21 protein-coding genes are annotated in these 25,496 nt (G+C 45.7%); 6 read left to right on the top strand and 15 right to left on the bottom strand.

Features of this window, described 5'->3' with window-relative positions; all coding sequences use genetic code 11:
• Positions 1–31: 31 nt before the first annotated feature.
• The 8 genes from AKL11_RS10085 to AKL11_RS10050 form a co-directional block, all read right to left on the bottom strand.
• Positions 32–8,686, bottom strand: a complete 8,655-nt coding sequence (locus tag AKL11_RS10085) for a hypothetical protein (protein ID WP_157673499.1) — start codon at positions 8,684–8,686, stop codon at positions 32–34.
• Positions 8,687–9,202: 516 nt separating this feature from the next.
• Positions 9,203–10,465: a UDP-N-acetylglucosamine 1-carboxyvinyltransferase gene (gene murA / locus AKL11_RS10080; protein WP_067516964.1), complete on the bottom strand. Its 1,263-nt coding sequence runs from the start codon at positions 10,463–10,465 to the stop codon at positions 9,203–9,205.
• Positions 10,466–10,475: 10 nt separating this feature from the next.
• Positions 10,476–10,727, bottom strand: a complete 252-nt coding sequence (locus AKL11_RS10075) for a BolA family protein (RefSeq protein WP_067516962.1) — start codon at positions 10,725–10,727, stop codon at positions 10,476–10,478.
• Positions 10,728–11,034: 307 nt separating this feature from the next.
• Positions 11,035–11,346, bottom strand: coding sequence for an STAS domain-containing protein (locus AKL11_RS10070; RefSeq protein WP_067516960.1), 312 nt, complete (start codon positions 11,344–11,346; stop codon positions 11,035–11,037).
• Positions 11,343–12,038 carry an MlaC/ttg2D family ABC transporter substrate-binding protein gene (locus AKL11_RS10065; protein WP_157673498.1) on the bottom strand — a complete coding sequence of 232 codons (696 nt, stop codon included), beginning with the start codon at positions 12,036–12,038 and terminating at the stop codon, positions 11,343–11,345. The genes AKL11_RS10070 and AKL11_RS10065 overlap by 4 nt, the downstream gene beginning before the upstream one ends.
• A gap of 15 nt (positions 12,039–12,053) precedes the next feature.
• On the bottom strand, positions 12,054–12,512 hold the full coding sequence (gene mlaD / locus AKL11_RS10060) for an outer membrane lipid asymmetry maintenance protein MlaD (RefSeq protein ID WP_425387567.1): 459 nt from the start codon (positions 12,510–12,512) through the stop codon (positions 12,054–12,056).
• An 18-nt stretch (positions 12,513–12,530) separates the two neighbouring features.
• Positions 12,531–13,325 (bottom strand): lipid asymmetry maintenance ABC transporter permease subunit MlaE, encoded by a 795-nt coding sequence (gene mlaE / locus AKL11_RS10055; protein WP_067516954.1) that lies wholly within the window; start codon positions 13,323–13,325, stop codon positions 12,531–12,533.
• Positions 13,315–14,181 (bottom strand): ATP-binding cassette domain-containing protein, encoded by an 867-nt coding sequence (locus tag AKL11_RS10050; protein ID WP_216636473.1) that lies wholly within the window; start codon positions 14,179–14,181, stop codon positions 13,315–13,317. Before AKL11_RS10050 ends, mlaE begins: the two co-directional genes overlap by 11 nt.
• Positions 14,182–14,384: 203 nt before the next feature.
• Here AKL11_RS10050 and AKL11_RS10045 point away from each other — a divergent pair, with 203 nt between their 5' ends.
• The 5 genes from AKL11_RS10045 (at position 14,385) to lptB (ending at position 18,380) form a co-directional block, all read left to right on the top strand.
• Positions 14,385–15,347: a calcium/sodium antiporter gene (locus AKL11_RS10045; RefSeq protein ID WP_067516952.1), complete on the top strand. Its 963-nt coding sequence runs from the start codon at positions 14,385–14,387 to the stop codon at positions 15,345–15,347.
• A gap of 12 nt (positions 15,348–15,359) precedes the next feature.
• On the top strand, positions 15,360–16,343 hold the full coding sequence (locus AKL11_RS10040; protein WP_067516949.1) for a KpsF/GutQ family sugar-phosphate isomerase: 984 nt from the start codon (positions 15,360–15,362) through the stop codon (positions 16,341–16,343).
• Positions 16,344–16,364: 21 nt separating this feature from the next.
• Positions 16,365–16,973, top strand: a complete 609-nt coding sequence (lptC, locus tag AKL11_RS10035) for an LPS export ABC transporter periplasmic protein LptC (RefSeq protein WP_067516948.1) — start codon at positions 16,365–16,367, stop codon at positions 16,971–16,973.
• The gene (gene lptA, locus AKL11_RS10030; RefSeq protein ID WP_067516946.1) at positions 16,960–17,475 is read left to right on the top strand and encodes a lipopolysaccharide transport periplasmic protein LptA; all 516 of its coding nucleotides are present in this window, start codon (positions 16,960–16,962) and stop codon (positions 17,473–17,475) included. The genes lptC and lptA overlap by 14 nt, the downstream gene beginning before the upstream one ends.
• Before the next feature lie 179 nt (positions 17,476–17,654).
• Positions 17,655–18,380, top strand: coding sequence for an LPS export ABC transporter ATP-binding protein (gene lptB / locus AKL11_RS10025; RefSeq protein WP_067516944.1), 726 nt, complete (start codon positions 17,655–17,657; stop codon positions 18,378–18,380).
• A 43-nt stretch (positions 18,381–18,423) separates the two neighbouring features.
• Here lptB and dcuC read toward each other — a convergent pair whose 3' ends face one another.
• Entirely contained in the window at positions 18,424–19,794 is a 1,371-nt protein-coding gene (dcuC, locus tag AKL11_RS10020) for a C4-dicarboxylate transporter DcuC (RefSeq protein ID WP_067517317.1), read from the bottom strand.
• Between the two features lie 338 nt (positions 19,795–20,132).
• On the opposite strand from dcuC, the gene AKL11_RS10015 reads away from it, so the two are divergent.
• Positions 20,133–21,605 carry an RNA polymerase factor sigma-54 gene (locus AKL11_RS10015; RefSeq protein ID WP_067516942.1) on the top strand — a complete coding sequence of 491 codons (1,473 nt, stop codon included), beginning with the start codon at positions 20,133–20,135 and terminating at the stop codon, positions 21,603–21,605.
• Positions 21,606–21,870: 265 nt separating this feature from the next.
• Here AKL11_RS10015 and AKL11_RS10010 read toward each other — a convergent pair whose 3' ends face one another.
• From AKL11_RS10010 to AKL11_RS09985, 6 genes are all read right to left on the bottom strand, one after another.
• A complete protein-coding gene (locus tag AKL11_RS10010; RefSeq protein ID WP_067516940.1) occupies positions 21,871–22,890 on the bottom strand; it encodes a tyrosine-type recombinase/integrase in 1,020 nt (339 codons plus the stop codon).
• 128 nt (positions 22,891–23,018) lie between these two features.
• Positions 23,019–23,351: a MarR family winged helix-turn-helix transcriptional regulator gene (locus tag AKL11_RS10005; protein ID WP_067516938.1), complete on the bottom strand. Its 333-nt coding sequence runs from the start codon at positions 23,349–23,351 to the stop codon at positions 23,019–23,021.
• The gene (locus tag AKL11_RS10000) at positions 23,329–23,892 is read right to left on the bottom strand and encodes a hypothetical protein (protein WP_067516936.1); all 564 of its coding nucleotides are present in this window, start codon (positions 23,890–23,892) and stop codon (positions 23,329–23,331) included. Before AKL11_RS10000 ends, AKL11_RS10005 begins: the two co-directional genes overlap by 23 nt.
• Before the next feature lie 186 nt (positions 23,893–24,078).
• A complete protein-coding gene (locus tag AKL11_RS09995; RefSeq protein WP_067516934.1) occupies positions 24,079–24,366 on the bottom strand; it encodes a hypothetical protein in 288 nt (95 codons plus the stop codon).
• Between the two features lie 185 nt (positions 24,367–24,551).
• Positions 24,552–25,157 carry a hypothetical protein gene (locus AKL11_RS09990; protein WP_067516933.1) on the bottom strand — a complete coding sequence of 202 codons (606 nt, stop codon included), beginning with the start codon at positions 25,155–25,157 and terminating at the stop codon, positions 24,552–24,554.
• A 79-nt stretch (positions 25,158–25,236) separates the two neighbouring features.
• Positions 25,237–25,485, bottom strand: a complete 249-nt coding sequence (locus AKL11_RS09985) for a hypothetical protein (protein WP_067516931.1) — start codon at positions 25,483–25,485, stop codon at positions 25,237–25,239.
• Between the last annotated feature and the right edge of the window lie 11 nt (positions 25,486–25,496).

Here is a 25,496-nt window from a genome sequence, read left to right as displayed (position 1 = left end):
GTGTTGGAAACACAGCTTCCGGTGCATAAACCTATTTTGGAGCTGTATGGTCAGCGACTTCAGGCTCTGGAGTAACTCCATGATTGACAGGCATAGCCTTTAAATCACCTTCTTCATCTGATACGCCAGACTCTGATGAGTAACCTCCTTCACTATCATCATCGGAATCTCCTCCGAGATCAGAGAGATTGCCAACATCTGAAACATCGCTTGCAATCGATCCCTCTCCAGAAGCATAGCCATCATCAGCTGAAAGCTGCCTTACAGGAACAGCAACAGAAGATAAAAACTTATCCTTAAATTCAAACGCGGGGTCCATTAGAGCAATCAGATCCGGAGGAAGAACTTCATTAATTAAACCACCATGTTCCTGAAGCTGTTTAGCTGCAATATTGCCGACCTGACTGACGAACTTCTTCTTGATAGCAACCTGCTCAATGCCTTTATAAATACAACCATCAGGACTGTTCTGGCTATTTTCATAGTACTGCAATAACCTCTCTAACTTCTCCTGCTCTTCCGATAAAGGCAGAATCATAGCCTGTTTATAAGGCTCATCCTTCTCAGGCTCCGCGATTCTTGCCTTTATAAAGTCAATAATGCCATTAAAATCCCCGGTATCACGACCAATCTTCTGAAGCACTGACACCGCTTTTTCAGGTTCAGCAGTCGCTAATAAGGCCAATATTTTCAGGGCACTCACTCTTTGAGAGGATATTCCTTCAATACGGGCATTTTGCAGCATGGTATAAATGACTTGCTCAGAGACAAGGCGTAGTGACCGGTTAGCCGATGGTACATGCCCATGCCTCATATCCATAAACACGGTTTGCTTCCAGCTCTCAATACGCTTCAGTCTCTCAGCTTCACTGACATCCTGTTTATCATCAGTCTTACTGATTCCCTGTAACGCGCCCTCGTTACTTTGTTTATGAATCGATACCGGCCATGGGAAAATACTGTCAACGAATGTCAGGAAGTTGAATTTACCCAGCAGTCCCTCTTCCCCAGGCTCCAATCTTGAGAAACCCGTAAACGGTATTTTGATTTTGATGGTAGGAATGAAAAACGAGAAGAAGAAGTTTGCTGCTTTCGCAAAAAAATTTAGCACTTTGTTGCCGCGCTTTTCATTAAACAATTTTGCCTTCAGCTTAAGAACATGCCCTTCTCTTAGTTTGAAAACTCCGGGGATACAGGCCTTAATCGTATTTTTTATCATAGCGTGGCAAAGCGGCTGGAAGAATGGCCGGTCACAGTCAATCTTCAGAGCACCCGTATTATCGAGATATCCCACACCATTCTTCACGGTAAAACCTGCTTCTACCCGGACATCACCCACCAGCCAGTGGATTAATTTACTTTGCCTGGTCGGGTCAAAAATAAAGCAGATGTCTGCATGACCATTTCTTTCATTATCCAGCTTAAGCGTCCCCTGAATCAACTTGACAATACCATCACTGGATACGTCCAGATTTACTTCCCTGGGAGCGTGGATATTCATATCCATATACCCGGTTGGGTAATGCTTTTGAACATTAAAATCTGCTTCAATATCAGAAATGTCAAAATTAATGGCAGCTGTTGATTGATCGTAAGCCCAATAATCCTTAAAGCCTCCTTTAATCTTTCCAGCTGTCATATGAACCTTGTTTGGAAAGAACTCTTTAAACAACGTAGAAGCCAGGTTTTCTGTGGTTAAAGAACCAGCAGCAGCCAGTATAGCGGCCTTTCTGAGTTTACTGTTTTCCGGTAATTGGTAATCCAGTGATACATCACTGGCACTGATCTCCAGACTATCATCCGGAGTAGGCTGGTTTGGCATTTCAAAGCTCAGCTTATCCACCCGGATAGAGCCATCAGCCATAACCTTCAGCTTTGCTTTGATGTCTTTAAAGCAGTCTCCATCAATTATCAGGCGATCAACATACATGCCTTCTTCAACCTTTCCACCCAGTGCCTTATACAGTTCGACTTTCTGAATTAAAAAACACAGAACTTTTGGCAGCTCTTTCGGGATACAGGTCTTTTTACCAATAGAGACGACACCTTCTGTCATCTTTTCAAAATCAAACGTCTCAGGAATGGCTTGAGCAACCTTTTCCGCAAGCTTGCTTACATCCATCTGATCGACTTTTCGAGCAGCATTCGACAGTGCCACTTTTCTGATTTCCTCATGAATGACCGGTGCTGCAGCATCAATCATTTGATCCGCATGAGAAGATAGCTCGGCTACCATTGCTTCACGATTCTGTTTACTCCAGTCAGAGAGCGATTGGACAACCTGATGGCTGACTTCCTTCATCAACGGTTTAACCAGAGGCTTAATCATCAGTTTAATACCAAGACGAACAGACTCAACATCGCCACCAATCTTTTCAGCAATCTCTGCAGCAGCCGCACTGGTCACCAACTTAGTCACCGTTTTCTCAAGGCTGCTCACCAGAGGGTTGATCAGCTGCTTCACATTTTCATCGTTCTTTTGCCAATCCAGTGCAATATCGAGAGCTTCTGTCTGAGCCTGCCTCAGCGTATTTTTCATTTGCTCTTTAATGCCGGGAACCACTTCTTCCCAGATTTCATCCTGATGTTTACCAATCCAACTTCCGCCCTTGGCACACACATGAGCCATGGCATTTTTTGCAAACTGCTGCAACAGAGGGATAGGCAAACTCGGGCTGTCTCCAGCAAGCTCACCAACCTTACTGTCCACGCTGGCGAAGCTTTTCTTTATCGCATTATCAATCGCCGCTGATAGCTTTCTTCCTGATTTTTTAACATTGAAGCCTTTATCTTTTTTGCCATCTTCATTTTCATCGGGGGTGAGGCCATTGACGATGGCTCCTCGAATTTCTGACAGAGCTTCTTTGCTCGATAGGTAGGCAACCAGACTATCCGTATTCTCATTTATTAACGTATCCAGATGCTGGGACACATTATTTTCAACATGTAATCTAATGGCTTCCGTTACTTTTTTACGGTTAGCATCCTCAGGGCCTGCTGTTTTCTCAACACCTTTGAATACAGCAACATTCACCAACCTGTTCGCAATAGTCTGCGCATGCCGTTTAACAGCAGGAACGACTGCAGGCTTATTTTTCGCAATAAGTCTGGCGACCTTACGAGTCAGCTTTGTCACACCGTTGGCAAATTGCTGAATCAGCTCATTCTTATACTTGCTGAAGATCTCATTATTTACGTTCTGAGCTGCTGGCGCTTTTTCTGAAGCCTGTTTCGCCTTCTCGGATTCTGCTTTTGCAAATGCTTCCGAGTGGTTCTTTCTGGCATCAGCTACCAGACGATCTGCTAATCCCTGAACACCCGCCTTCTCTTGAGGGGCTATTCCCGAATCTTTCTGAAAGGCTTTAAATTCTCTCTTTCCGTTTAAATACAATTGCTCTGATAAATCAGCAAGCTGTTTGAGCTCCTGTAACCTTTTGCTTGCCTCAACATCATGCCGGTCACCAGCAACGCTGCAAATAGGGCGAGGCTTTTGTTTTGCTTCCAGATAATTTTTCTTGTGCAGGTCAGCCACACTTTGAAGCTGTCTTAATTCTTCCTGCTTGTGAACATGCCTTTTCTGCAGCTCCGCAGACGATTGCAATGTCTTCAGGCGATCTCTGGTCACAGTCAATAACTCATGCTCAGATGCTACGACCAACCTTTCAATGTATTCCTGTGCCTCACTACTTCTGGAATCAACATCATCTGCCCACTGAACCAGGCTATTCAATTGAATGTCTACAGCCTCACCAAACACCTTATGAACATTATCACTGATGAATGGAGAAATTCTTGCAATATCTACGGCTCGAGGGGTTTGACCGGTCGCATCCGACAACAGTTTATGGGCAATAAAATCAGTCACCATTGGTCGCAGAGCAGGTTCCATTCTGGCAACCAAACGAGCTCTGTTCTCCTGCTGATTAAGCCATTTCACCGATTCTTTTAGTGCCTTTTTGTGAAGTACCATCAATTCCTGAACCACAGCTTTACGCACAGGAACCTGGAAGTCTTTAAACCATTTATCATCAATATCGGGGGCTATTCGATTTAATAATCTTGTCCCCTTCTCACACTCTTTACTCAAGACATCCAAAATGACCGTTTCAATAGCATTGGCTACCAGAGGGTGAGATAAAAATTGATTATCGAGTTTGAGCTTACTTAATTCATTGGCTTTATCTGCAGCAAAGCCCGCTAAGCCTATATCGACGTTCTCATTAAGCACCGGCTTTAATTGCTTTTGAAGATATGCCTCCAGTGTCAAGGGTGGCTGCTGATCTTCCTCTATTGCATCCTTTTTATCACCCAGCCCCTCTATGGTTTTTCTGACAAGACCTTCAGGACTCAGTTGCTCTTCTACAAACCCAGCAGTTTGATCCAGAAGGCTGCCTGCAAATTGATGTACCAGTAGAGGTGAAAGATGACGCTCAAAACTTTTTTCAATACACTTTACATCCTTACCATTCTTGCTCTCCACCTGACTATCAACCCATTGAGCAACCGTGGTCATCGCTTCTGACGTAACCACTTTCAAGGATGATTCCAGTACGTTCTGAATTGTTGCTCTGCTGGCTTTAAAAGCATCCAGTACATCATTTACCGACGCAGCAGCACTTTTGCCTAAAGCAACAAGTTCTGCTTGTCTGTATTGGTAAGACTCATCATGAGTTGCTGTAGCTTCTGTAGCGGCTGTCTCTTGTACCGCTTGCTCAGCTTGCTGACTATTTTCAGCAATTTCTGCTGTCGCATTTTTTATCTGTAATTTGTCTTCTGACTTAGCTGTTTGTGATTGCAACCTGCCTGCAAAGCGATTAAACCCTTGCCCATTTTGTTCACAGTCTGCGGCAGTGGCTTTTAATATTTCCAGACGTTGCTCAACGGCTTCCAACAACGGCTGTTTTGAATGATCAACTAACTTTCCAAGTTCTCCTTTTATCAAGCGCTCGGTGTTATAAGCTTTCTTTTCCTCGACATCAGTCTCATCTTGATCACGAGGGAAGTCTCCCATCCATTGGATCGCACTATTGAGCCCCATTTGCAGCAGTGAGTCCATGCCACTATCCAGAACACCCTCCAGATAGTCATCAACCTTGGACCACTCAGCATCCCCAGGGTTGTACCCATCTATATACTCAGTCAGCATCGAACTAATCTGTGCTTTTGCCAGAGGCCGGAAAGCCTGCCTCAGGTTGCTGATCAGCTGACGTGCATTATTTTCTTGCTGTGCCCACTGAGTAAAACTATTTGCTCCCTTCTGATAGACACTCCACAACTCTGCTTTAATGACATCAGCAAGCGGGTTGATGACTTTCTCTTTCTTGATTCGGTCAAGCTGATCTTCAGCCTTCGATAGCGATGGGCTCACCATTCCCTGAATAATCTGATCAATACCATTGGTGATGGTTTTGTTCGACAACAGGTCACTCGCTTGAAGAGCACTACTCAAACGATCAGCAGCATCTTTTGCGGAATCAGTCGTTATCTCTTTAAGCTTTGCGTAAGCAGCCGGTTTGAGATAATCAGCGGGCACTGTTGAAACACCAAGTCCTTTCTGACTGTCATCAGGGCTTAGTATTCTCTCGTTGTCATCCTTACCAGCTTCTCCTGTTAAGGCCGATCTTATTTTCTCTTTCAGCTCACCGGTTTTAAATCCTTTATCCAGCCACTGAAAACCAGACTCTATTGCCTCGTGAACTTTATGCAGCAATACCTTCTTCCAAATAGGTGCCATAACTCCAGAGAACTGTTTGGCTTCTTTACTTAATTGATTACTTTTTGATAATTTTCCTGTTTGATCAACATATTGAATACCAGTCTTAATCGATTCATCAATAACTGTCTCGACATTCGATGCTACGGTTTGCTCAACTTGCTTTTTATTCTTATGCATCGATTGAAAAACGGGGAAAGCTGCTGAAGTAATACCATCAGCGACAGTACTCTTCATTTCAGCAGTTAGTGCATTTGAATGCTCATGTTTGCCAGGTTGTCTGGAAAATCGCTCTGCATCCCGTTTGAAATTCTCTTTTTTGATTTGCGATGGTTTTTGGTGCTTATGAATATCCGCACTGACAGTCAAGGCTGCAGAGAGTCTTGAAAGGCCATGCTGGTGATTACGGTGCCGTTCGATATTATCACTGATGGCGTCAAGCTTTCTTTTTGCTATCTCTATAACTTTTGGTTGTGCTTTTTCAATCGTTGGACTAATTATTTCCTTATCAACATATAAACCCAGTTCATTTTCGTGCGCAGTCAACCTATCCAATAAGGACTTCGTCAAATACCCGGTCAATAGAGGCATTTTTTCAGTGAGGAGCCCTCTGACATATAACTCAACTGCAGTTTTTTGCTGGCCTTCTGCCCGAACAGCTGCAGGCAATATCTCGTTTTCACAAATCGTTCGTGTCAAAACAGGCGTCAGTGCATCACTGAGCTTTTTTGAAAAGTCAGACAGGTTCTGCTCATGAGAAAACCATTGCCTGATCAAGCCCAATACACCTTTATGGGCATGGCTCATCTCTTCTACCAACGTCTCAAGAACAGGGTGAAGGACTTCCTCAACGATCAGCTCACTCTGATCACTCAGCTTACCTGTCATCTGCTCAAACTGATTTAGTGCCAGTCCATCGATGAGCTCATCTTTAAAGCTGTCTTGATGAAGTTGAGCGCCATTCTTATCTGAGATCCTGATGGCTCCCATAGAAGAGTGTTGCTCTGAACGTTTTGGTACAAGCCTGCTTATTGAAGAGTCAAGTGTCTCACCCTTGTCTCCATGCTTAAGCTCTGGCGCACTTCTTTTATGGAGATCAATATCGTCACTCGTTGATTTAGAACATGCTTTAACACGCCTCAGCTCTTCAGGAACCGTGGGTACTTTTTTTCTTCCCGTGACGGAAGACATTTCAGAACCAGCACTTGCCATCGCTGACAATACGGCTTTCCCTGTCGCCTCTTCTATAAATTCAACCAAGGGCTCTGAGAGATCAGAAATACCCTGGTTAGGGGGTTCAAGAAGCTTCTTGCTTATAGCCTGCCGGGCTCCATCCTCGTGGTCATCAATCCAGCCTTTTATGGATTTAACAGAGCTCAGCAACCATTTAGAAAGCAGTGCTGATATGCGGGTTCGGGATTCGGCTCCCAGTGCGCCTTTTGTAGCAACGAGTATTTGTTGATTTTTATCAACAAATCCACCCGCCTCATCACGCTCAACATTTGTATGCTCAAGAAAAACCGTTTCAAGCGTGTTATCAACCAGCTCTTGAATAACAGCATCAGCTGGCTGGTCAATGCCGCTAAGAATCTTCTGCTGATTTTGTTCCACACCTGTAAATAACAAACCAACTAACTCTTGCAGGGCTTTACTTAATTGAGGTACTTCTTCTGGCAAAATCGCTGGTGAATTTGTTGCTGAAGCGCTATTTGCCGTATCTGAACTAGCTGAGGATGAAGAGGCTTGAAAATCTGCTAACTGTTCTCTAACAGTGGGCAATGCACTGGTTGCAGGCATTTCATTTGAATGAGCTTCATTTGAAGGAGCTTCAGCTTCGCGCCGTAGATGCGCATTTTGTATTTCCTGAGCACCCGTGGTAATGGCACGTTTTGCTACTGCCACTAATGCATCAAGACCTTTAGAAACATTCTCTTGCACCCATTCCTCTTTCTCAGGTAATGAAATAATAGCGGATGCAAGTTTCTGCTTGATGAGGCTAAAGGAAGAAAAATAATCAACAAGACCCGAAACACCCCTTTGAGAGCGAGAGTCACGTTCTTCACTTCTATAATCACTTCTGACATTTTCTAACAATAAATCAATATAATTTCTAACCGCTGCCTCCATTCTCCCACCAGCCAATTCAAAACTAAAAAGAGCATGACGATTTTGATATTTTTTTAGAACCGACGCTTGGAGTTCTTGTCGAAATAAACTGACCAGAGAATCAATAACCAGTTTATCTACAGGTATAAATTTCGCACTATCAATACCAGCTTGGATGCCTGTGTTTTGGTCATTTGTAATACCAGTCACTGCATCTTTAACTGTTTTTTCCAGAATATCCATAATCGCAGTGCTGAAAACTGGCTTATCCAGATACAAAGGTAAACTGTGATAAAGCAACTGCCCAAGGTCTGATATCTTTTCGCTAACGGTATCACTAATCCCTGCTGTTTTTTTCTGTATTAGTTCACTTGCAGCATATTCTAATGGATCGACAGATGAGCCTTCTTTTTTCTGCCATGCAATACCCAGAAATTCCGCAAGACTGGATTCAATAACCTCCTTAAGGGTCTCTTTATTTTCAACATTCTTCAGGCCCGACTCTGCAGCATCCAGAATAACGGGAGTTAATTCCTGATATGCGATGGCAATAGCGGTATCAACAACAATTTGCCTTTGATCTTCCGTCAAATCATGACGACTATTCAGTCGGTCGACAATATAACGAACTGGCTTTTGCAATGACTCGATTAGAATATCATTGAAAACATCTCGAGTTTTTTTGCGTAATAAATTTAATTCATAGTCATCGCCATTCTGATTTTTCGGGTCATTTACAGTAACCTCGGTTAACTTCCGAAGATTCGTAAACTCTTCAAGGATTTGCCCTACAATTTTTTCAGCGACTGATCCTAATAAGCGTTTTGTTTCAGCAGGAGCTAAGTAATCAAATGATTTTGCAACCACCTTTTCTGCTGAAGGTAAATATTTAAGAGGTGTTTTTAGCCAGTTTATAGCCCTTTCTTGAAGGCTCTGGCTTTGATTCGAAGTTTGCTGTTCGGAGGGCTGAGGTTGACTGACCAGGGCAACCTGAGTATCTAGTGCAGGAGAGACAACTTGAACATTGCGTGATAGATGATCAGCGCTTGATGATGTGCCACTAATCTGAGAAGTGTTATTTCCTGCAGGTACAGAGTTATCTGGCTGGTTACTTGAACGCCCATTCCACCAAGATTTTATAGTATTGAATGGCACTTACTCACCTCTGCAAACATCCGATTTTTAAAAGGAAAGTGCCTATGAACTCAGTAACCAGCAGGTTAGAATGGCTAACTTCCAAGCAATAATTAACTCCGCTTCATCCATTGAACCTGAGAGAGGTATTCACCCCAAAACGAGACTGCCGTTTTATTAGAATGGTATTCATCAGAAAAGTTCCCCTATCTGACCAAAAGAACAGACAGGGGCGGTAATGCAGGATAATCAGGCAGGAACGCGACGGATTTTGGCACCCAGCTGTTGCAGCTTTTCTTCGATGCACTCATAACCACGGTCAATATGATAGATTCGCTCTATCACCGTATCGCCCTCAGCAACGAGGCCAGCAATCACGAGGCTTGCAGAGGCACGAAGATCCGTAGCCATGACCGGTGCAGCATTGAGCTTCTCAACACCTTTTACGATCACTGTGTTACCTTCCACGTCCACATCCGCGCCCATACGCGTTAGTTCCTGTACGTGCATAAAGCGATTTTCGAATACGGTTTCGGTAATTCGGCCAGTACCTTCAGCGATGATGTTCAGCGCGGTAAACTGAGCCTGAATATCCGTCGGCATAGCAGGATAAGGTGCTGTTGTCAGGTTAACCGCTTTGGGGCGCTTTCCTTTCATATCCAGCTCAATCCAATCATCACCCCACTCAACGGAAGCACCAGCTTCGCGGAGCTTCAGCAAAATAGCATCCAGAATATCCGGCTGAGCATCTCTCAAACGAACACGACCGCCAGTAGCAGCAGCAGCAATCAGATAAGTACCTGCTTCGATACGATCTGGTACCACAGAGTAAGTACAGCCATTCAGTCGCTCAACGCCCTGTACACGGATAACATCCGTACCATGACCTTCGATCTTGGCACCCATGGTGATCAGGCATTCTGCCAAATCCACCACTTCAGGCTCACGGGCAGCATTTTCGATGATGGTTTCACCATCTGCCAGGGTTGCTGCCATCAGGATGTTTTCTGTCCCTGTCACAGTGACAGTATCCATAAAGATGTGAGCACCTTTCAGACGATTTTTAACTTTTGCCTTGATATAACCATCTTCGACAATAATGTCCGCACCCATGGCTTCCAGACCACGAATGTGCAGATCAACCGGACGACTGCCAATGGCACAACCGCCTGGCAGAGAAACTTCCGCCGCACCAAATTTAGCCAGCAGCGGTCCAAGCACCAGAATAGACGCACGCATGGTTTTCACCAGCTCATAGGGTGCTTTCAGTTGTTTAATGGTGCTGGCATGCACCTCAACGTTCATTTTCTCGTTGACCAGCAGTTCAACACCCATGGTGCCAAACAGCTCACACATGGTGGTGATGTCATGGAGGTGAGGCAGGTTACAAACCGTTACCGGCTCATCAGCCAACAATGTTGCTGCAAGAATAGGGAGTGCAGAGTTTTTAGCACCGGACACGCGAATTTCGCCATCAAGACGCTCGCCTCCGGTGATGATCAGTTTATCCATGGTTTCTCACTTAGTGCTGGCTATCCAGTTGTCTGGCACGCTCTGCAGTGGTTAGAGCTACCATTGACACTGCATGAATGGCACCACTGGTAATGAAAGGATTCAGATGAGAGTAGATCAGCTGCTGCCGCTTTACTGGTCTCATGGCTTCAAACTGGTCGCTGATTACGGTCAGACGAAAATCACAGCCTTCGCCCTCAACCAATACTTCTGCACCCGCAATCTCTTTTTCCAGCAGCGCCTTGACCTCTTCGGCTTGCATCGTCCAACCTCTCAGGGAATTTCATTCAGGTAAAAAAGTTACTATGCAAATGTCATATTCATTTGCATAGTAACTTAGATATAAAGTGGTTTAAGTATCCGATCATATGAAATCGAAGATTTCTGGCTTAGTGGGTAGTTACTATGCAAGGCACATCGCAGTGAGCATAGCCTTAGCTATGTGATCGAAGATGTAACGCGGCAGAGTGGCTAACCAATGAGTCAGAAAATATGATTTCGTATGATTGGGTACTTAATCAAACCGTAGAATGATACTTGACTGAGAGCGTCATGAATAGACTGAGCGCCTATTTTGCAGCGCATGTCACGCTATTAATCACATCGTGGAGACCACACACTATAGAAAGTGCATCGAGCTTGTCGGGAATATTAGCAAAACAAAGGTCTTTCTTATGTTTTTTGGCCAGCCGAGCCCAGGCCAGCATGACTGACAGCGCGGAGCTGTCAGCTTTCACGACACCGGCCAGATCAATTTCCCACCGATTCAGATCGTCTTTTAATAAAACCTTCTCACCGGCCAGAGCGATGTTGGGTGAATTATCAAAGGTGATTGAACCTGACAGTTGGAATTTGCCCGGTTCAACTCGGGTCAGCGTCATGATTTCTTTTCCGAAGCCGCGTTGCCTTCCATGATTTTAGTCCAGTTATCAATCACATACTGAACATCACCATGTTTGTTCATAGCGTCAGCAAACTGGTTACGGAACTGAATACCAATATTGATGCCATCGACAATGATGTTTCTCAGCTTCCAACGGTCATCCATGTAAACCATGGAGTAGGAAAGAGCAACAGAGGTAGTCGACGTTCTTACCGACATATCCACCGGAATCAGACGTGCCTTGCCGGCTTCATAATCTTTAAGCACTGACTCCGGAACCGCTTTTACACTTTCGATGGTTAACTGCGTATCATCGAGTTTTAACAGCGCTTTGCCATAGAAATTAATCAGGCTGGATTTAAAAACTCTGGTGAATTGGTCAAGCTGCTCAGCAGACACTCGTCGTGAATACTTCCCCATAACCCCTTTGGCAATGGAGTTAAAAGCAACCACAGGAGAGAGCTGACGATCAACTTCCGCAATAAACAGATCTACACCAACATCACCCTGCTTTTTGTAATTGCCGATATTTTTCTCAAAGGTTGCCAGCAAATCTGTGGTAATCCGCTCCACTTCCTGCTGAGGAGATTCCAATGATGCTACAGCGCTGGATGACCACAGCACTAACGCGGCATTCATTGCCATAAAGAGCGCCATAAAAGGCTTCATGTTCACCTTCATCCATTTCATACCAGGGAACTCCACTTAGTTATCCTTACCTACTGAGCCTAATAGAAACTTGCCTATCAACTCTTCCAGAATCAGCGCTGACTGAGTATCTTCAAAACGCTCACCATTCTGCAGATAAATATCATCACCGCCGATGCTGATGCTGATAAACTGCTCTCCCAGCAAGCCTGCGGTCACAATGGCTGCAGTACTGTCGATTGGTATATTATCAACTTTACTGTCAATCCCCATTACGACTTTAGCCATATAAGAGTCCTTATCCAGCTCTACTCGCTTGATCTTACCAATGGTGACACCAGCCATGGAGATTTTAGCCCGGGGCTTCAGAGAGCCGGTGTTATCAAAATAAGCAGTGAGCTCATAAGTTTCACCTGAGCCACTTGTCGTCAGACCACTGACTTTTACAGCCATAGCCACTAACGCCAACATCCCTGCCAACATAAAAGCGCCTACACTGATTTCTACTGTGCGCATCCGCATTTCCAGCTCTCCTTAAAGCTCTCCGAACATCACTGCGGTGAGAATAAAATCCAAACCCAGCACCGCAAGGGAGGAATAAACTACCGTCCTTGTTGTTGCACGACTGATACCTTCTGAAGTGGGTGTTGCATCATAACCCTGAAATACAGCGATCCAGGTCACAACAATACCAAACACCAGACTTTTCACCATGCCGTTGCCAACATCATCTATAAAGTCAACGGACTGTTGCATGCCGGTCCAAAAAGAACCTTCATATATACCCAGCCAATCAACACCCACCATGGAGCCACCAAGAATACCCACCAGATTAAAAATGGCAGCCAGCAATGGCATGGAAATAACACCAGCCCAAAATCTCGGTGCGATCACCCGCTTCAGCGGATCAACTCCGATCATCTCCATGCTGGATAACTGCTCAGTGGCTTTCATCAAACCAATTTCAGCGGTCAACGCTGAACCGGCACGGCCGGCAAACAACAGCGCCGTCACTACAGGGCCGAGCTCTCGTACAAGGCTCAGGGCTACCAGCTGCCCCACCGCACCTTCTGATCCGTAACTGACCAGAATGCTATATCCCTGAAGTGCCAGAACCATACCAATAAAAAGCCCGGATACTGTCACGATAATTAACGACAGAACCCCGACATTGTAGAGCTGACGAATCAGCAGCTCACCTTTGTTTTTGAAACTCGCTCTGGAGAAAATAGCAAGAAACAGAAAAATACCGGATCGCCCAATGGACTGAATATGGCCCAGCCCAAACTGACCCAGCTGCGCCAGCCGGTCCAGTACGTCAAACTTCATCAAACACCTCCGGTGTTAACAATTCCTTTTGGTAATCATTGGCCGGGTAATGGAAAGGCACCGGCCCATCCGGCATTCCCTGCATAAATTGGCTTACTCTTGGATCAGTGGAGTTAAGCATCTCTTCCGGGGTTCCGCGACCAATGACTTCACCATCGGCAATCAAATATAAAAGGTCAGCGATGCTGGCCGTTTCATGAAGATCGTGAGACACAATGATACTGGTTATACCCAGCGCCTGATTCAATTTACGAATCAGGCCAACCAGCACACCCATGGCGATAGGATCCTGCCCTACAAAGGGCTCATCATACATCACCATTTCAGGGTCAAGCGCAATAGCCCGCGCCAGTGCGACACGACGATTCATGCCACCGGACAGTTCACTGGGCATCAGCGACCAGGCACCACGTAAGCCAACCGCCTGAAGCTTCATGAATACAATATCGCGAATCATACTTTCAGACAGCTCAGTATGGATACGTAAAGGGAATGCCACGTTTTCGAAAACAGTGAGATCAGTAAACAGCGCACCGCTCTGGAACAACATACCCATCTTACGACGAAGGACGAATAATCGTTCTCGAGACAAACTGGCAATATCATGGCCATCCACCATGATCGAGCCTTGATCAGGCACCAGCTGTCGGCCAATCAACCTCAGCAACGTGGTTTTACCTGTACCCGACGGCCCCATAATACCGACCACTTTCCCACGGGGAATATCCAGATCGATATTATTAAATATCACTCTTGAGCCACGGTAAAAACTCAGCCCGCGGACTTCAATAAAATTATCCGTGGTCAGCGCATCGCTACTGTTATCAGTTGATTGATTAGTTGAGATGGTGTTCATCGGGTAAGCAGATCCCTGCATAAGATAAGTACAAAATCATCCAAGCCGTATATTATGACCTGTTTCACAATTTTATTGCACCCTCACTGGCGATTTGTGCAACAAAAAACGAAGATAGTACATCGACAGTTAAAGTTGCATTAAAGCCCCTGTTTTCCATAAACTCCTCTCTTTACTGTCGACACCTTGAGAAACTCCCCGGAATGAATCCTGCGATCCTCGCCATTATAGCCATCATTATTGGCTTCATACTGCTTACTCTGAGCGCTGACCGCTTTGTAGGCGGTGCCGCTGCTACGGCAAAAAACTGGGGTATTTCCCCAATGCTGATTGGCCTTACCGTGGTCTCCATCGGCACATCGGCTCCCGAAATTCTGGTATCCCTAATGGCCGCCCAGCAGGGGCTTGTGGATATTGCTGTGGGTAATGCCATTGGCTCAAACATTGCCAATATCGGTCTGGTACTAGGGTTAACGGCACTGATAGCGCCACTTCCAGTAAAAACAGCACTGGCCAGACGGGAGATCCCATGGCTGGTGTTCGTGACCCTGATTGCCGGCGCCTGCCTGTGGAACAGCTACCTGGGCTTACTGGAAAGCCTGGTACTGCTTTCGGGGCTTTTTGTGACCCTATACCTGATGGTGTACTGGCAAAAGTCACACCCGGAAGAACCTCTGGTTGAAACGGAAGAACTGGAAGAGATGCCAAAAGGTCGCGCCTACCTTGAACTGATTGGCGGGCTCGTCATGCTTTTGATTAGCGCTCAAATACTGGTTTGGGGCGCAAAAGAAATTGCGACGATTCTGGGCATCAGTGAATTGGTGATTGGCCTGACCATTGTTGCCATCGGTACAAGCCTGCCAGAACTTGCCGCGTCGGTAGCCAGTGCGATTCGCGGGCATCACGACATCGCCATTGGTAATGTTGTAGGATCAAACATATTCAACCTGCTGGCAGTACTGTCCATGCCGGGGATTGTAAGACCCGGTGCATTGAACCCATCAGTAATGGACAGGGATTATCCAGTCATGCTGGCCTTTACTCTGGTTCTGGCAGCGTTAGCCATGATTGGCAAACAACCAAAAACCCTTGGACGCTTTACCGGTGTCGCCCTGATTACTGGCTATTTGGCCTATGCAATCTGGCTTTACCTGCAAACTAATTGAGACTAGTAAGTAATGAGCTCTGACCAAACTTTTATCACTTTCATCAACAGTGGCCGTCGCACCATCGAAATAGAAAAAGACGCCATTGAAGCTATCCTGCCAAGAATTGGTGAAGACTTCAGCCGTGCCTGCAGAATCATGCTGGAATGCAGTGGTCGTGTGGTCGTGGTTGGCATGGGTAAATCCGGCCACATCGGCAACAAAATCTGTGCGACTCTGGCCAGTACCGGCACACCGGCATTTTTTGTGCATCCTGGTGAAGCCAGCCATGGTGATATGGGCATGATCACCGCAAAAGATGTTGTATTGGCCATCTCCAACTCCGGCGAAACCTCTGAAGTCGTTACACTGCTACCGTTGTTTAAACGCATGGGCGCCCCAGTCATTAGCATGACGGGAAAACCAACATCCACTCTGGCGCAAGCCGCTGAGATCAACCTCAATACAGGTGTTGATAAAGAAGCCTGCCCTCTGGATCTTGCTCCGACGTCAAGCACCACCGCCCAACTGGTAATGGGTGACGCTCTGGCCATCGCTTTGCTGGAAGCCCGCGGTTTTACCGCGGAAGACTTTGCTTTTTCCCATCCCGGTGGTGCGTTGGGTCGCAGGCTGCTACTGAAAGTTCAGGACATCATGCACTCCGGAGACCGGATTCCTGCGGTTAACAAAGGCACTGCCCTTGGCGAGGCGCTACTGGAAATGACGAGAAAAGGCCTTGGCATGACCACGGTTGTGGACGACAATCGTCAACTGGTGGGCATTTTTACCGATGGTGACCTTCGTCGTGCATTTGATCAGGGCGTTGATCCTCACAAGACTCTGATTGATGATGTGATGACGGTGCAATGCACCACCATTACTCCAGACATCCTGGCAGCCGAAGCGTTGAAAATCATGGATGACCGAAAAATCAATGCTCTGATCTGTGTTAACGAGAATCGTCAGCCGGTTGGCGCCATCAACATGCACGACATGCTGAAAGCCGGTGTCGTTTAAATAGCTATTTACGGAATCTGAATGACCTATCGTACCACCCTGATTCTCAGTGCTATCCTGCTGGCGATTCTGGCGCTGGTCTATTGGCTCGCCGATAGTCCCGCCTCTATCGTCACAAATAGCCCGACAGAAGTCATTGATCAGGACGCCGACTACTTCCTGACGGATGCCCTGATCAAAGAACATGACATTACTGGCTCATTGAAGTACCAACTGAAATCAGACAGCATTACCCATTATCCCTATAATGATCACACGCTGCTGCAGATGCCAGTGCTGAAAAATCAGGGCAACAACGGTCAGATCACGACTTCCCGCGCGGATAATGGCAAACTATTGCCCGGTGGCGATGATATTGAGCTCTGGGATAATGTGGTCGTTATTCAGGACAATACCGCCGGTCGATTCGCCACCGGAATTGCCAGTGAAAACAACCAGAGCACCGGCAGAGTTCGTATGGATACAGATTTCGTTACCATTTCTCTGAAAGAAGAAGTGGCAGATACCCATCGCCCGGTGCTGATCATTACCGATAATGGTGAAACCCGGGCAACCGGCATGACCGCTTATTTTCAGCAGGGACAAATTCACTTGAAATCGAGAGTGCGGGGGACTTATGAGCCTGAATAAAAGCCTGATCGCTGGATTGCTGTTTATTCCCGCACTGGCACTTGCTTTACCTGAAGATCGTCAACAACCCATCAATATTCGTTCGGATACTGCGGATATTGATAACAAAAAAGGCATCTCCATTTACCGGGGTGATGTGATTGTCACTCAGGGTACCACCCGCATTGTAGGCGACACAGTTACTGTATTAACCAGCGGGCAGGAAGTCACTAAAGTGACGGCTCAGGGTAAAAAGAAACGTGCCTACTACGAAGAGCTTCAAGCCAACGCTCAGGGAACGGTGCAAGCCTGGGGCTACACGATTCATTACAGCATCAAAAAAGATGAAATTGAACTGATACGCGATGCACAGCTGACCCAGCAAGGTGACACCTTTAAGGGTGATAAGATCAACTACGACTTGGCAAAACAAACGGTAAACGCCAAAGGTTCCCAGTCACAGAGTGATGGTGGCCGGGTACAGATGGTTATTCAGCCGAAACAAGCGACAACAACTAAATAATGGTTGCTGTAACCCCCTGGTTCCCATGCTTTGCGTGGGAACCCATACTTCTATACCGTTGAAAATTTAGGGGGATGCATTCCCACGCAAAGCATGGGAACGAGATGCTTGTTTTTTTTTGCGACAACCTCCAATAGTTGTTGCACCCTAATTTAATTACTTGATTTGCAGATGAGCGGATGGCAACCCTAAAGGCAGAACATCTCAGTAAGAGCTACAAGGGCAGAAGCGTTGTCAAAGACGTTTCTCTGGAAGTGAATAACGGGCAAATTGTTGGTCTGCTAGGCCCTAATGGTGCCGGAAAAACCACCTGCTTCTATATGATTGTTGGTCTGGTCAAAGCTGACGGCGGTATCGTAAGCATCGATACTCAAGACCTGACCTTTCAGGCCATGCATCATCGCGCCCGCGCAGGCATTGGTTACCTGCCTCAGGAAGCCTCAATATTTCGGCGTTTAAGCGTCAAAGATAATATTCTTGCGATACTGGAAACCCGGAAAGATCTCAACAAAAAGCAGCGCATTGCCAAAATGGAATCCCTGCTGGAAGAGTTCAATATCGGTCATATAAAAGACAGTGCTGGTATGGCTCTGTCTGGTGGCGAGAGAAGACGAGCAGAGATTGCCCGGGCACTGGCAACCGACCCTACATTCATCCTGCTGGATGAACCCTTTGCCGGTGTTGACCCCATTTCTGTCGGTGATATCAAATCGATTATTCGTCACTTGCAGAACCGGGGAATCGGCGTGCTGATCACTGATCACAACGTCCGGGAAACTCTGGATATCTGCGAAAAGGCTTATATCGTCAGCGAAGGTCACATCATTGCTGAGGGTGATAGTCATACCGTACTGGCCAATCAAAAGGTTCGTGACGTCTATCTTGGGCATCAATTCAGCTTGTAACGGCTTAATAGAAAGGCTGGTTAAACCAGCCTTTCTATTAATGTCACACAAACAAAATCAAGTGCAGAACCATACCAACCACAAATGCACCAACCATCGGCACCGCTGTTCTTTTCACCACTTCAAAGGGTGAGATCTTCGCAATACCCGCACAGGCAATCACGACAGCAGCAATCGGCGACATTGAACGCCCCATGGATGCAGCAAAGTTCATTGGCAGCAACATGGCAACCGCTGGAACCCCAAAGGTCTTCGCCACATCTGGAGCCAGCGTGGCAAACGACAGAAATGCGGCATTACCAGAGCCCATCATAATGGCGGCAACTGCAATCAGCATTGCCATAAAGACGGTCATACCACCAGCACCAATGCCAAGACCCTGAGCAGAGCCCAACAGGGAATCAATAGCGCCAATGTGCTTTAAGCCAGTGGCAAACACTTCAGCACCGATAATCAATCCGACAACAGGACCAAACACTGCACCCATTCCGTTCAGGAAGCTATCAAAACCATCCAAAGATTCTTTGATCTTGCGGGAACGAATCAGCTCACACAGCATGCCGGCAAACACACTGATCAACATGGCCACCACCAAGTTCATTTTAATGGATGTCACCATCATCTTGGAGAACGTAAGCAACAGGAAAAATGGAATCATTGGCAGCAATGCATAAAAAGCAGGCGCTTTTGGCTTGTCGTCATCGGATTTTTCGATGCCTTCACCAACATGCTCTGCTGCAACATAACCGTCTTTCAGATCGCAGCGACGTTGCCATACAAAATGCAGCCCTGCCGCTACCAACGCCATAGGGACGGTAACCCAAGCCTGATAGTTCAGAAAATACTCAGTAATCTCAATGCCAGACTGGCTGGCCGCAAAGTTTGCGTTAACCTGAGTCACACCAATCTCAAATGCTGCTGGAGATGCGATAACAGCAACCGCAGATGCAGGGCTCAAACCAATGTTTCTTAACACCGGATAGAGCGTCACCATCAATAGAAGACCAAGGCCTGTAGCGGAAGTAACAAACATCTGAAGTACGACACTGAGCAGATAACAAAGTGCCAGAACGGTATACGGTGACTTGAATTTACTGATGGGTTTTACAGCAAGACGAACCAGTGATTCAGAAGCGCCAATATGCGACATATAACTGGCAAAGCCACCACAAGCCATAATGGTTAAACCCAGACCCGCCATACGGTTTTTAAACACCGCATTCATCAGTTCAAACAGATCAAACGGCATAAAGCCGGTGGCCTTGGCTTCGGGCAGAATGCTCTGCTCCCCCATCAACGCAGCAGCACTCAGCAATACCAGGCCGGCAATGGCCAGTGATGCTGAAGCACTGTAATTTTTAACAATGCCATAAATAACCAGCGCAACGACTGGGATAACAATTAGAAAATCCACAAAATAACCCAATGCTTTTTACAGCCGCGTAGGATATTTTTTGTACAGCGATTTGTAATTGACCAATGTCAAACAAACCTCAGTTCATTTTTTAATCAGTGCAAATAATCAAACATAAGGTTAATGCCGTTTGTTATGACTGCTGTCAGACAATCTTTCGACCCCATGCTTTTTTCAATAGCTACTCTATGGTTATAATCAGGCTCACATGGAGAGTGCTCGCAATAGCATCCGTGCAAATACCTATTTTGAAATGACGAGCCCCTGTCTGAAACTTCATGGCCGTAGACAGGTAAACTCACCGGCACGGACAACGAAGTAAAGGTATACGGTTACCGATGAAGCCTTCTTTACAGCTCAAGATGGGGCAGCAGCTGGCCATGACGCCACAGCTGCAACAGGCGATACGTCTGCTTCAGCTTTCTACACTTGACCTTCAACAGGAAATTCAGGAAGCCCTTGAGTCAAACCCAATGCTGGAGCCCGATGAAGCTCAGTCCGATGAGCCTGCTACCAGCAATGACGGCGAAAATGATGGCAAAGAAAATCTGGTAGACCTAAGCGAAGACAACGCCGAGGCAGAGCCTCAGGAAATGACTGAATGGTCAGACAGCATTCCCAATGACCTTCCCGTTGATTCAGCCTGGGATGATGTTTACTCCAGCCTACCAGCCAGTAACCGAGATGATGATTATGATCCGCTGGCAAAATCCAGCTCCACCGAATCCCTTCAGGATCATCTCGAATGGCAGCTTGATCTGACGCCCATGGGCGACAGAGACCGTTTAATCGGCCTGGCCATTATTGAAGGCATCAACCCCGACGGTTATTTGACCTGTTCACTGGATGAAATCTATCTTTCCCTGCAAAGCCAACTGGAAGAATTAGAGATTGAAGAGATCAAAGTTCTTCAGCACCGAATTCAACAGTTTGATCCGGTAGGTTGTGGCAGCCTCGATCTACAGGAATGCCTGCTAGTACAACTGCTACAACTGCCGCCCTCAACGCCACACTTTGATAACGCTCGTAAATTATTGTCCGATCATCTTGATGCGCTTGGTACGCGGGACTACGCAAAAATTATGCGTCGATCCAAAATGAAAGAAGATCAACTGCGCAACGCCCTGGCACTGATACAAAGTTTCAACCCAAAGCCCGGTAGCAGTATTGACCAATCGGAAGCGGAATACGTTGTGCCGGATATCTCTGTCCGCAAGATTAAAGATCGTTGGACGATTGAGTTGAATTCCGATGCACTACCCAGAATACGCATCAACAACAGTTATGCGTCCATGGTGCAACGAGCCAACAACAGTCGCGACAATGTTTTTATGAAAAGTCACCTGCAGGAGGCTCGCTGGTTTCTGAAAAACCTGCAGAGCCGTAATGAGACTTTAATGAAAGTCGCCAGCCAGATTGTCGCTTATCAGCAGGCGTTTCTGGAGCAGGGTGATGAAGCCATGAAACCATTGGTACTGGCCGACGTCGCAGAAGCAGTCGGCATGCACGAATCCACCATCTCCCGGGTGACCACTCAGAAATACATGCATACGCCCCGGGGTGTCTATGAGCTGAAGTATTTCTTTTCCAGCCATGTCAGCACAGCTGAAGGCGGCGAGTGTTCTTCAACGGCAATTCGCGCTCATATTCGAAAGCTGATCGCCGAAGAGAACCCCAGAAAACCCCTTAGCGATAATAAGATTGCAGCCATTCTGGGAGCACAAGGCATTAAGGTAGCCCGGCGCACAATCGCCAAATACAGGGAATCCATGAATTTCCCACCATCCAATGAGCGCAAACAGTTGGTATAAGTCAACAAACATTTTTTTGCTCTGAAGCATTCCAAGGTGGGATGACAGTGGTAGAATCGAAGTTAGCCAGTACGAAGCATCCCGCGCACTGGTCAACATGGTTAACATGTTAGCTTTTTTATAACAGGGATCAGGAGAGCGTCACACGGCTACTCCTTCATCCTAACCCCTTGTTTTATAAGTCAATTGATATGCCGAAAGTCATAGATTGAGGCGTAAAAACACAATTCACCACAAGCCTGTGTCATGTGGCGCAAGTGTCATTTCAACTATCCAATACATCAATCGCAGACCTCAAGTTGCTTGGTGCCAGGTGTGCATATCTTAGTGTCGTCTTTAAGTCTCTGTGTCCTGCTAACTTAGCGACAACCTGAAGTTGTATCCCACGTTGTACCAGTCGTGAACAGAAGGTGTGTCTCAAGGCATGGAATACAAATTGTGGATCATCCATCATGCCCATGTGCTTACGTCCTTTGTTCCAATACTTCTGAATGGTACTGTCAGGCCACCCCTTGAACACCACACCTTTTTCCTGCGTGTATCGTTTCAGGATCTCAGTGACTCGCTTGGTCATGGGAACGTCCCTTGGCTTTCGAGTCTTAGTGATATTACCTGGTAGCTGGATCAGGTTTTCCTCAAAGTTGCAGTCCTTATCAGTGATCTTTTTCAGTTCACCTTTTCTCAGACCTGTATCAACTGCAACCGTGACCATATCCGCCAGATCGTGACAACCAATGAACCGGAAGTAAGCAATTAGTTCTTCTTCCTCATCTTGACTGAAGTATCTGACCCGATGTTCACCTTCTGGCTTACGTTCGATCTTGGGTTTTCGGTGAATGAATCCACGATCAAGGGCAAAGCCAAGCATCTTGGAGATCACACTTAAACGTCGATTGATTGTGTTGTCTGATAACCCTTGATCTTCAAAGACCTGGATCATTGCATCTATGGTTGTCTCATCTACGTCTTTAGGTGCTACGGTTTCGCCAATAGTTCTAAGGACAATGCGAGCATGAGATTTCAGTTCTTTTTCACCACCACTGTTTTTCCAGTAGCGGTCATAGGTGAGATTGTAGAGTTGTTCTAAAGTGTATGGAGTCCCTTGCTTCCCTGCTCCTGGCTTTGCACTTGGAATGGTTTCATTGTTTTCCAGTGCTGCTCTCACTTTAAGTTCGTATGCTTTTGCTTCTGCTTCCGTCTTAAAGCTGACTCTCAGTCGTCTGTCTGGTAGTCGCTTATCGTTGACGGTCATTAAGTAACTGTTCCCTCTCTTAGCGATTGGCATAAACTTCTCCCTGTGTTTTGTTATTTAGATTTAACTTAGCGCAACTCCTACAAACAAAATGATTAAGCACAAAATGAATATACTGTAAGGATCGAACATATAGGTTTCCTCCTATCGTTACTGACTGATTATTCGTCGAGTATCTTTTTTGTTTTCTCAAAGAATCGCTTACCTTTAGCGGAGAGGTAGACTAACAACCGTCTACGCTCCATAGGATCTCTTTCAGTTTTCAATAAACCTAAACCTGCTTCATGGTTCCGGTCTATTTCTCCCAGTTTCCCAACATTTCTACTGATCGCAGCCTGACTTATCCCTGACAACTTCTCTAATTCGGTCATGGAGATCCCTTCGTTTTCAGCAACAAGGAAATAAATCATCATTGCCTGGGAAGGAATCCCATCGTAAACCGTCCAGAATAAATCTATTACTTCGATGTATTTATTCTTCTTGGAAAAGTTCATCTCTATGTTTCTCCCTTATTGCGTCCCGTTTTCGTTTCGCTAGTTTTTCATTGCTAACGTACATCTGAATTGAGCCAATACGCACATGCGACGTTATATCGCTGTCTCGATATGCTTCAAAGAACTTTTCTTCAGGCAGCACATCATTACGCTTAACTACGGAAACCTGGTAGCCGCAAAAGTTATCAATATGGCAGAGTTCTGTATCCATGTAAGTCTCACTCTTTATTGTTGTTAATCGCCAAGGCTTTGTATGCCTAATTGAGTGCTTATGACTTATCGGATAGTTAAAATCATAAGCTAAATTTCTTGGATCTACAAGGTCAACCTCCTTATGGGTTAGTTTTGCAATGCTCCCTTGCATATATGTCATTCCGTTGTCCTTACATAGTGTAAGCTCATTTACTGTATAAATAAACAGTACTTTCTTGAGGGTATAGCTACCGCAATGGCTTCCATTTTTCCGGCTCCCCTCTCGGCTCTCAGCCTGTTCATTTTTTAAACAGTTCGTGTGGATAAAGGTTTTTACTTTACTTCCCACGCTGCTTTCCTTAAAGCCTACTACAGTACTTACCCACGGAGCCAGCAGACAAAGCTGGGGAGATACTGTGGATAAATTGTGGGTAATACCTATTGTTGGTAGTCGCTTACCTCCTGTTATTCGTATTGTTCGCTATGCGAGATTTTCAAGTAAATGAGTGACGATCAAAAATAAAAATGTTTTTTTTTAGCGCAACCTTAATTGCACCAAATCTGAGCGAATTTCAGTCAGATCCTGGTTCATTTCTGTCAGTTCTCTCTCAGTGTCGTCTTCAGCTATCACCAGAAGTTGCTGCAATCGACTACTCAGGTCGTCTATCTTATCCAATAATGATTCAGTAGCTTCCTGATTACCCTTTGAGACTTCTTCAATTTTCTGAAGTGCCTGGTAGAGAGCATCTTGTGGTTTTCCTTCCAGACAATACTTAGCAGTTTCTTCTGGTGAGAGATTGTTTCTCAAGGCTTCGTTAAGCATTGTCATAGTCCTCTGGATCTTCGTTGATAATGACTTCCTGTAGCTCACTTGCCAGTTCATACAGACCACTGTCAGTCAGTTCTGTGAGTAGTGAGTAATGGTTCATCTTCTGGTTCCTTCCGTTGGTTGGCTTTTGGTTACTTCACTCATGGACACTCAAACGAATGCCCATTGGTGAAATAACTTCAAACTCTCATACCCATAACGATGAACTTCGCACCGTCGCTATATTCACCGTAAACACCAGTACCGTCGTTTTTCACAGTGAATGTAAAAGGAGTCTTTCGAGATAGTGCCGAGTCCATGTAATTCTTTTGGAGACAGGAGCCAGTACCGTTAGTTAAGAAGTCATACCGCCATATTGATTTTTTACTGCCAGTGTCTTCAGTTGGTTGAACATTAATTTCTTCATGCTCAACACCTTCAGATCCCCAGTTATTGTTGATAATCCGTTCAACCTCTGGAAATTTCGCATCGAGATCCACTGGTTCTAATGTCTTTGGACAGTAAAAGCCATTTTCTTTATCTGTTTTGATCCAGCGCAGTCTATGACCGTCTGAAGCATACATAGCGCCTTCTTTCACATGGACATAATTCAGATAAAATCGAACATCATTTTTAGCGACTGCTTTAGCTACCCACTGTTCACCAGTCATATTAGTTCTAGTCGCAGTTGGAGCGAAAAACAGATAAAGCCGATCCAGTTCTAACTCGGTAGGAGTCTCACCGATTCGCATTGATTTAATTACTTCAAATGCTTCAGTCTTTTTAAATGGAGTTGTAGCGTGCATAGTGCATCCTCTCTTTTGGTTTTCTTCCTGTTGGTTTACTCGTAGGCACTCAAAGGAATACCTACTGATAAACCTTTATTTATTCTTCACAGGCTTCTGCTAGTTCTCTCTCGGTAGCTATTGGACTGCTCCAGGTGAAGCAATCAATATCCTGTAATTCTTCAATGTCCACACCTTCAGTTAATTCGGTGGTCGTACAATTAACTACCCGCCCACCATCTACGCAGTACCAGTAATTCCCAGAATCATCTTCAGCTACAAAAACCTCGCAAGGTGTTTTGCCGCTTCCATAAGTCGCTTCTACTGTGTAAGTGCCGATGATTTCCATTTATTGCTCTC

The organism is Endozoicomonas ascidiicola, assembly GCF_001646945.1.
GTDB lineage: Bacteria > Pseudomonadota > Gammaproteobacteria > Pseudomonadales > Endozoicomonadaceae > Endozoicomonas > Endozoicomonas ascidiicola.
Note: the sequence above shows the minus strand (reverse complement) of the source record. Positions and strands in the feature narration are given on the sequence as shown.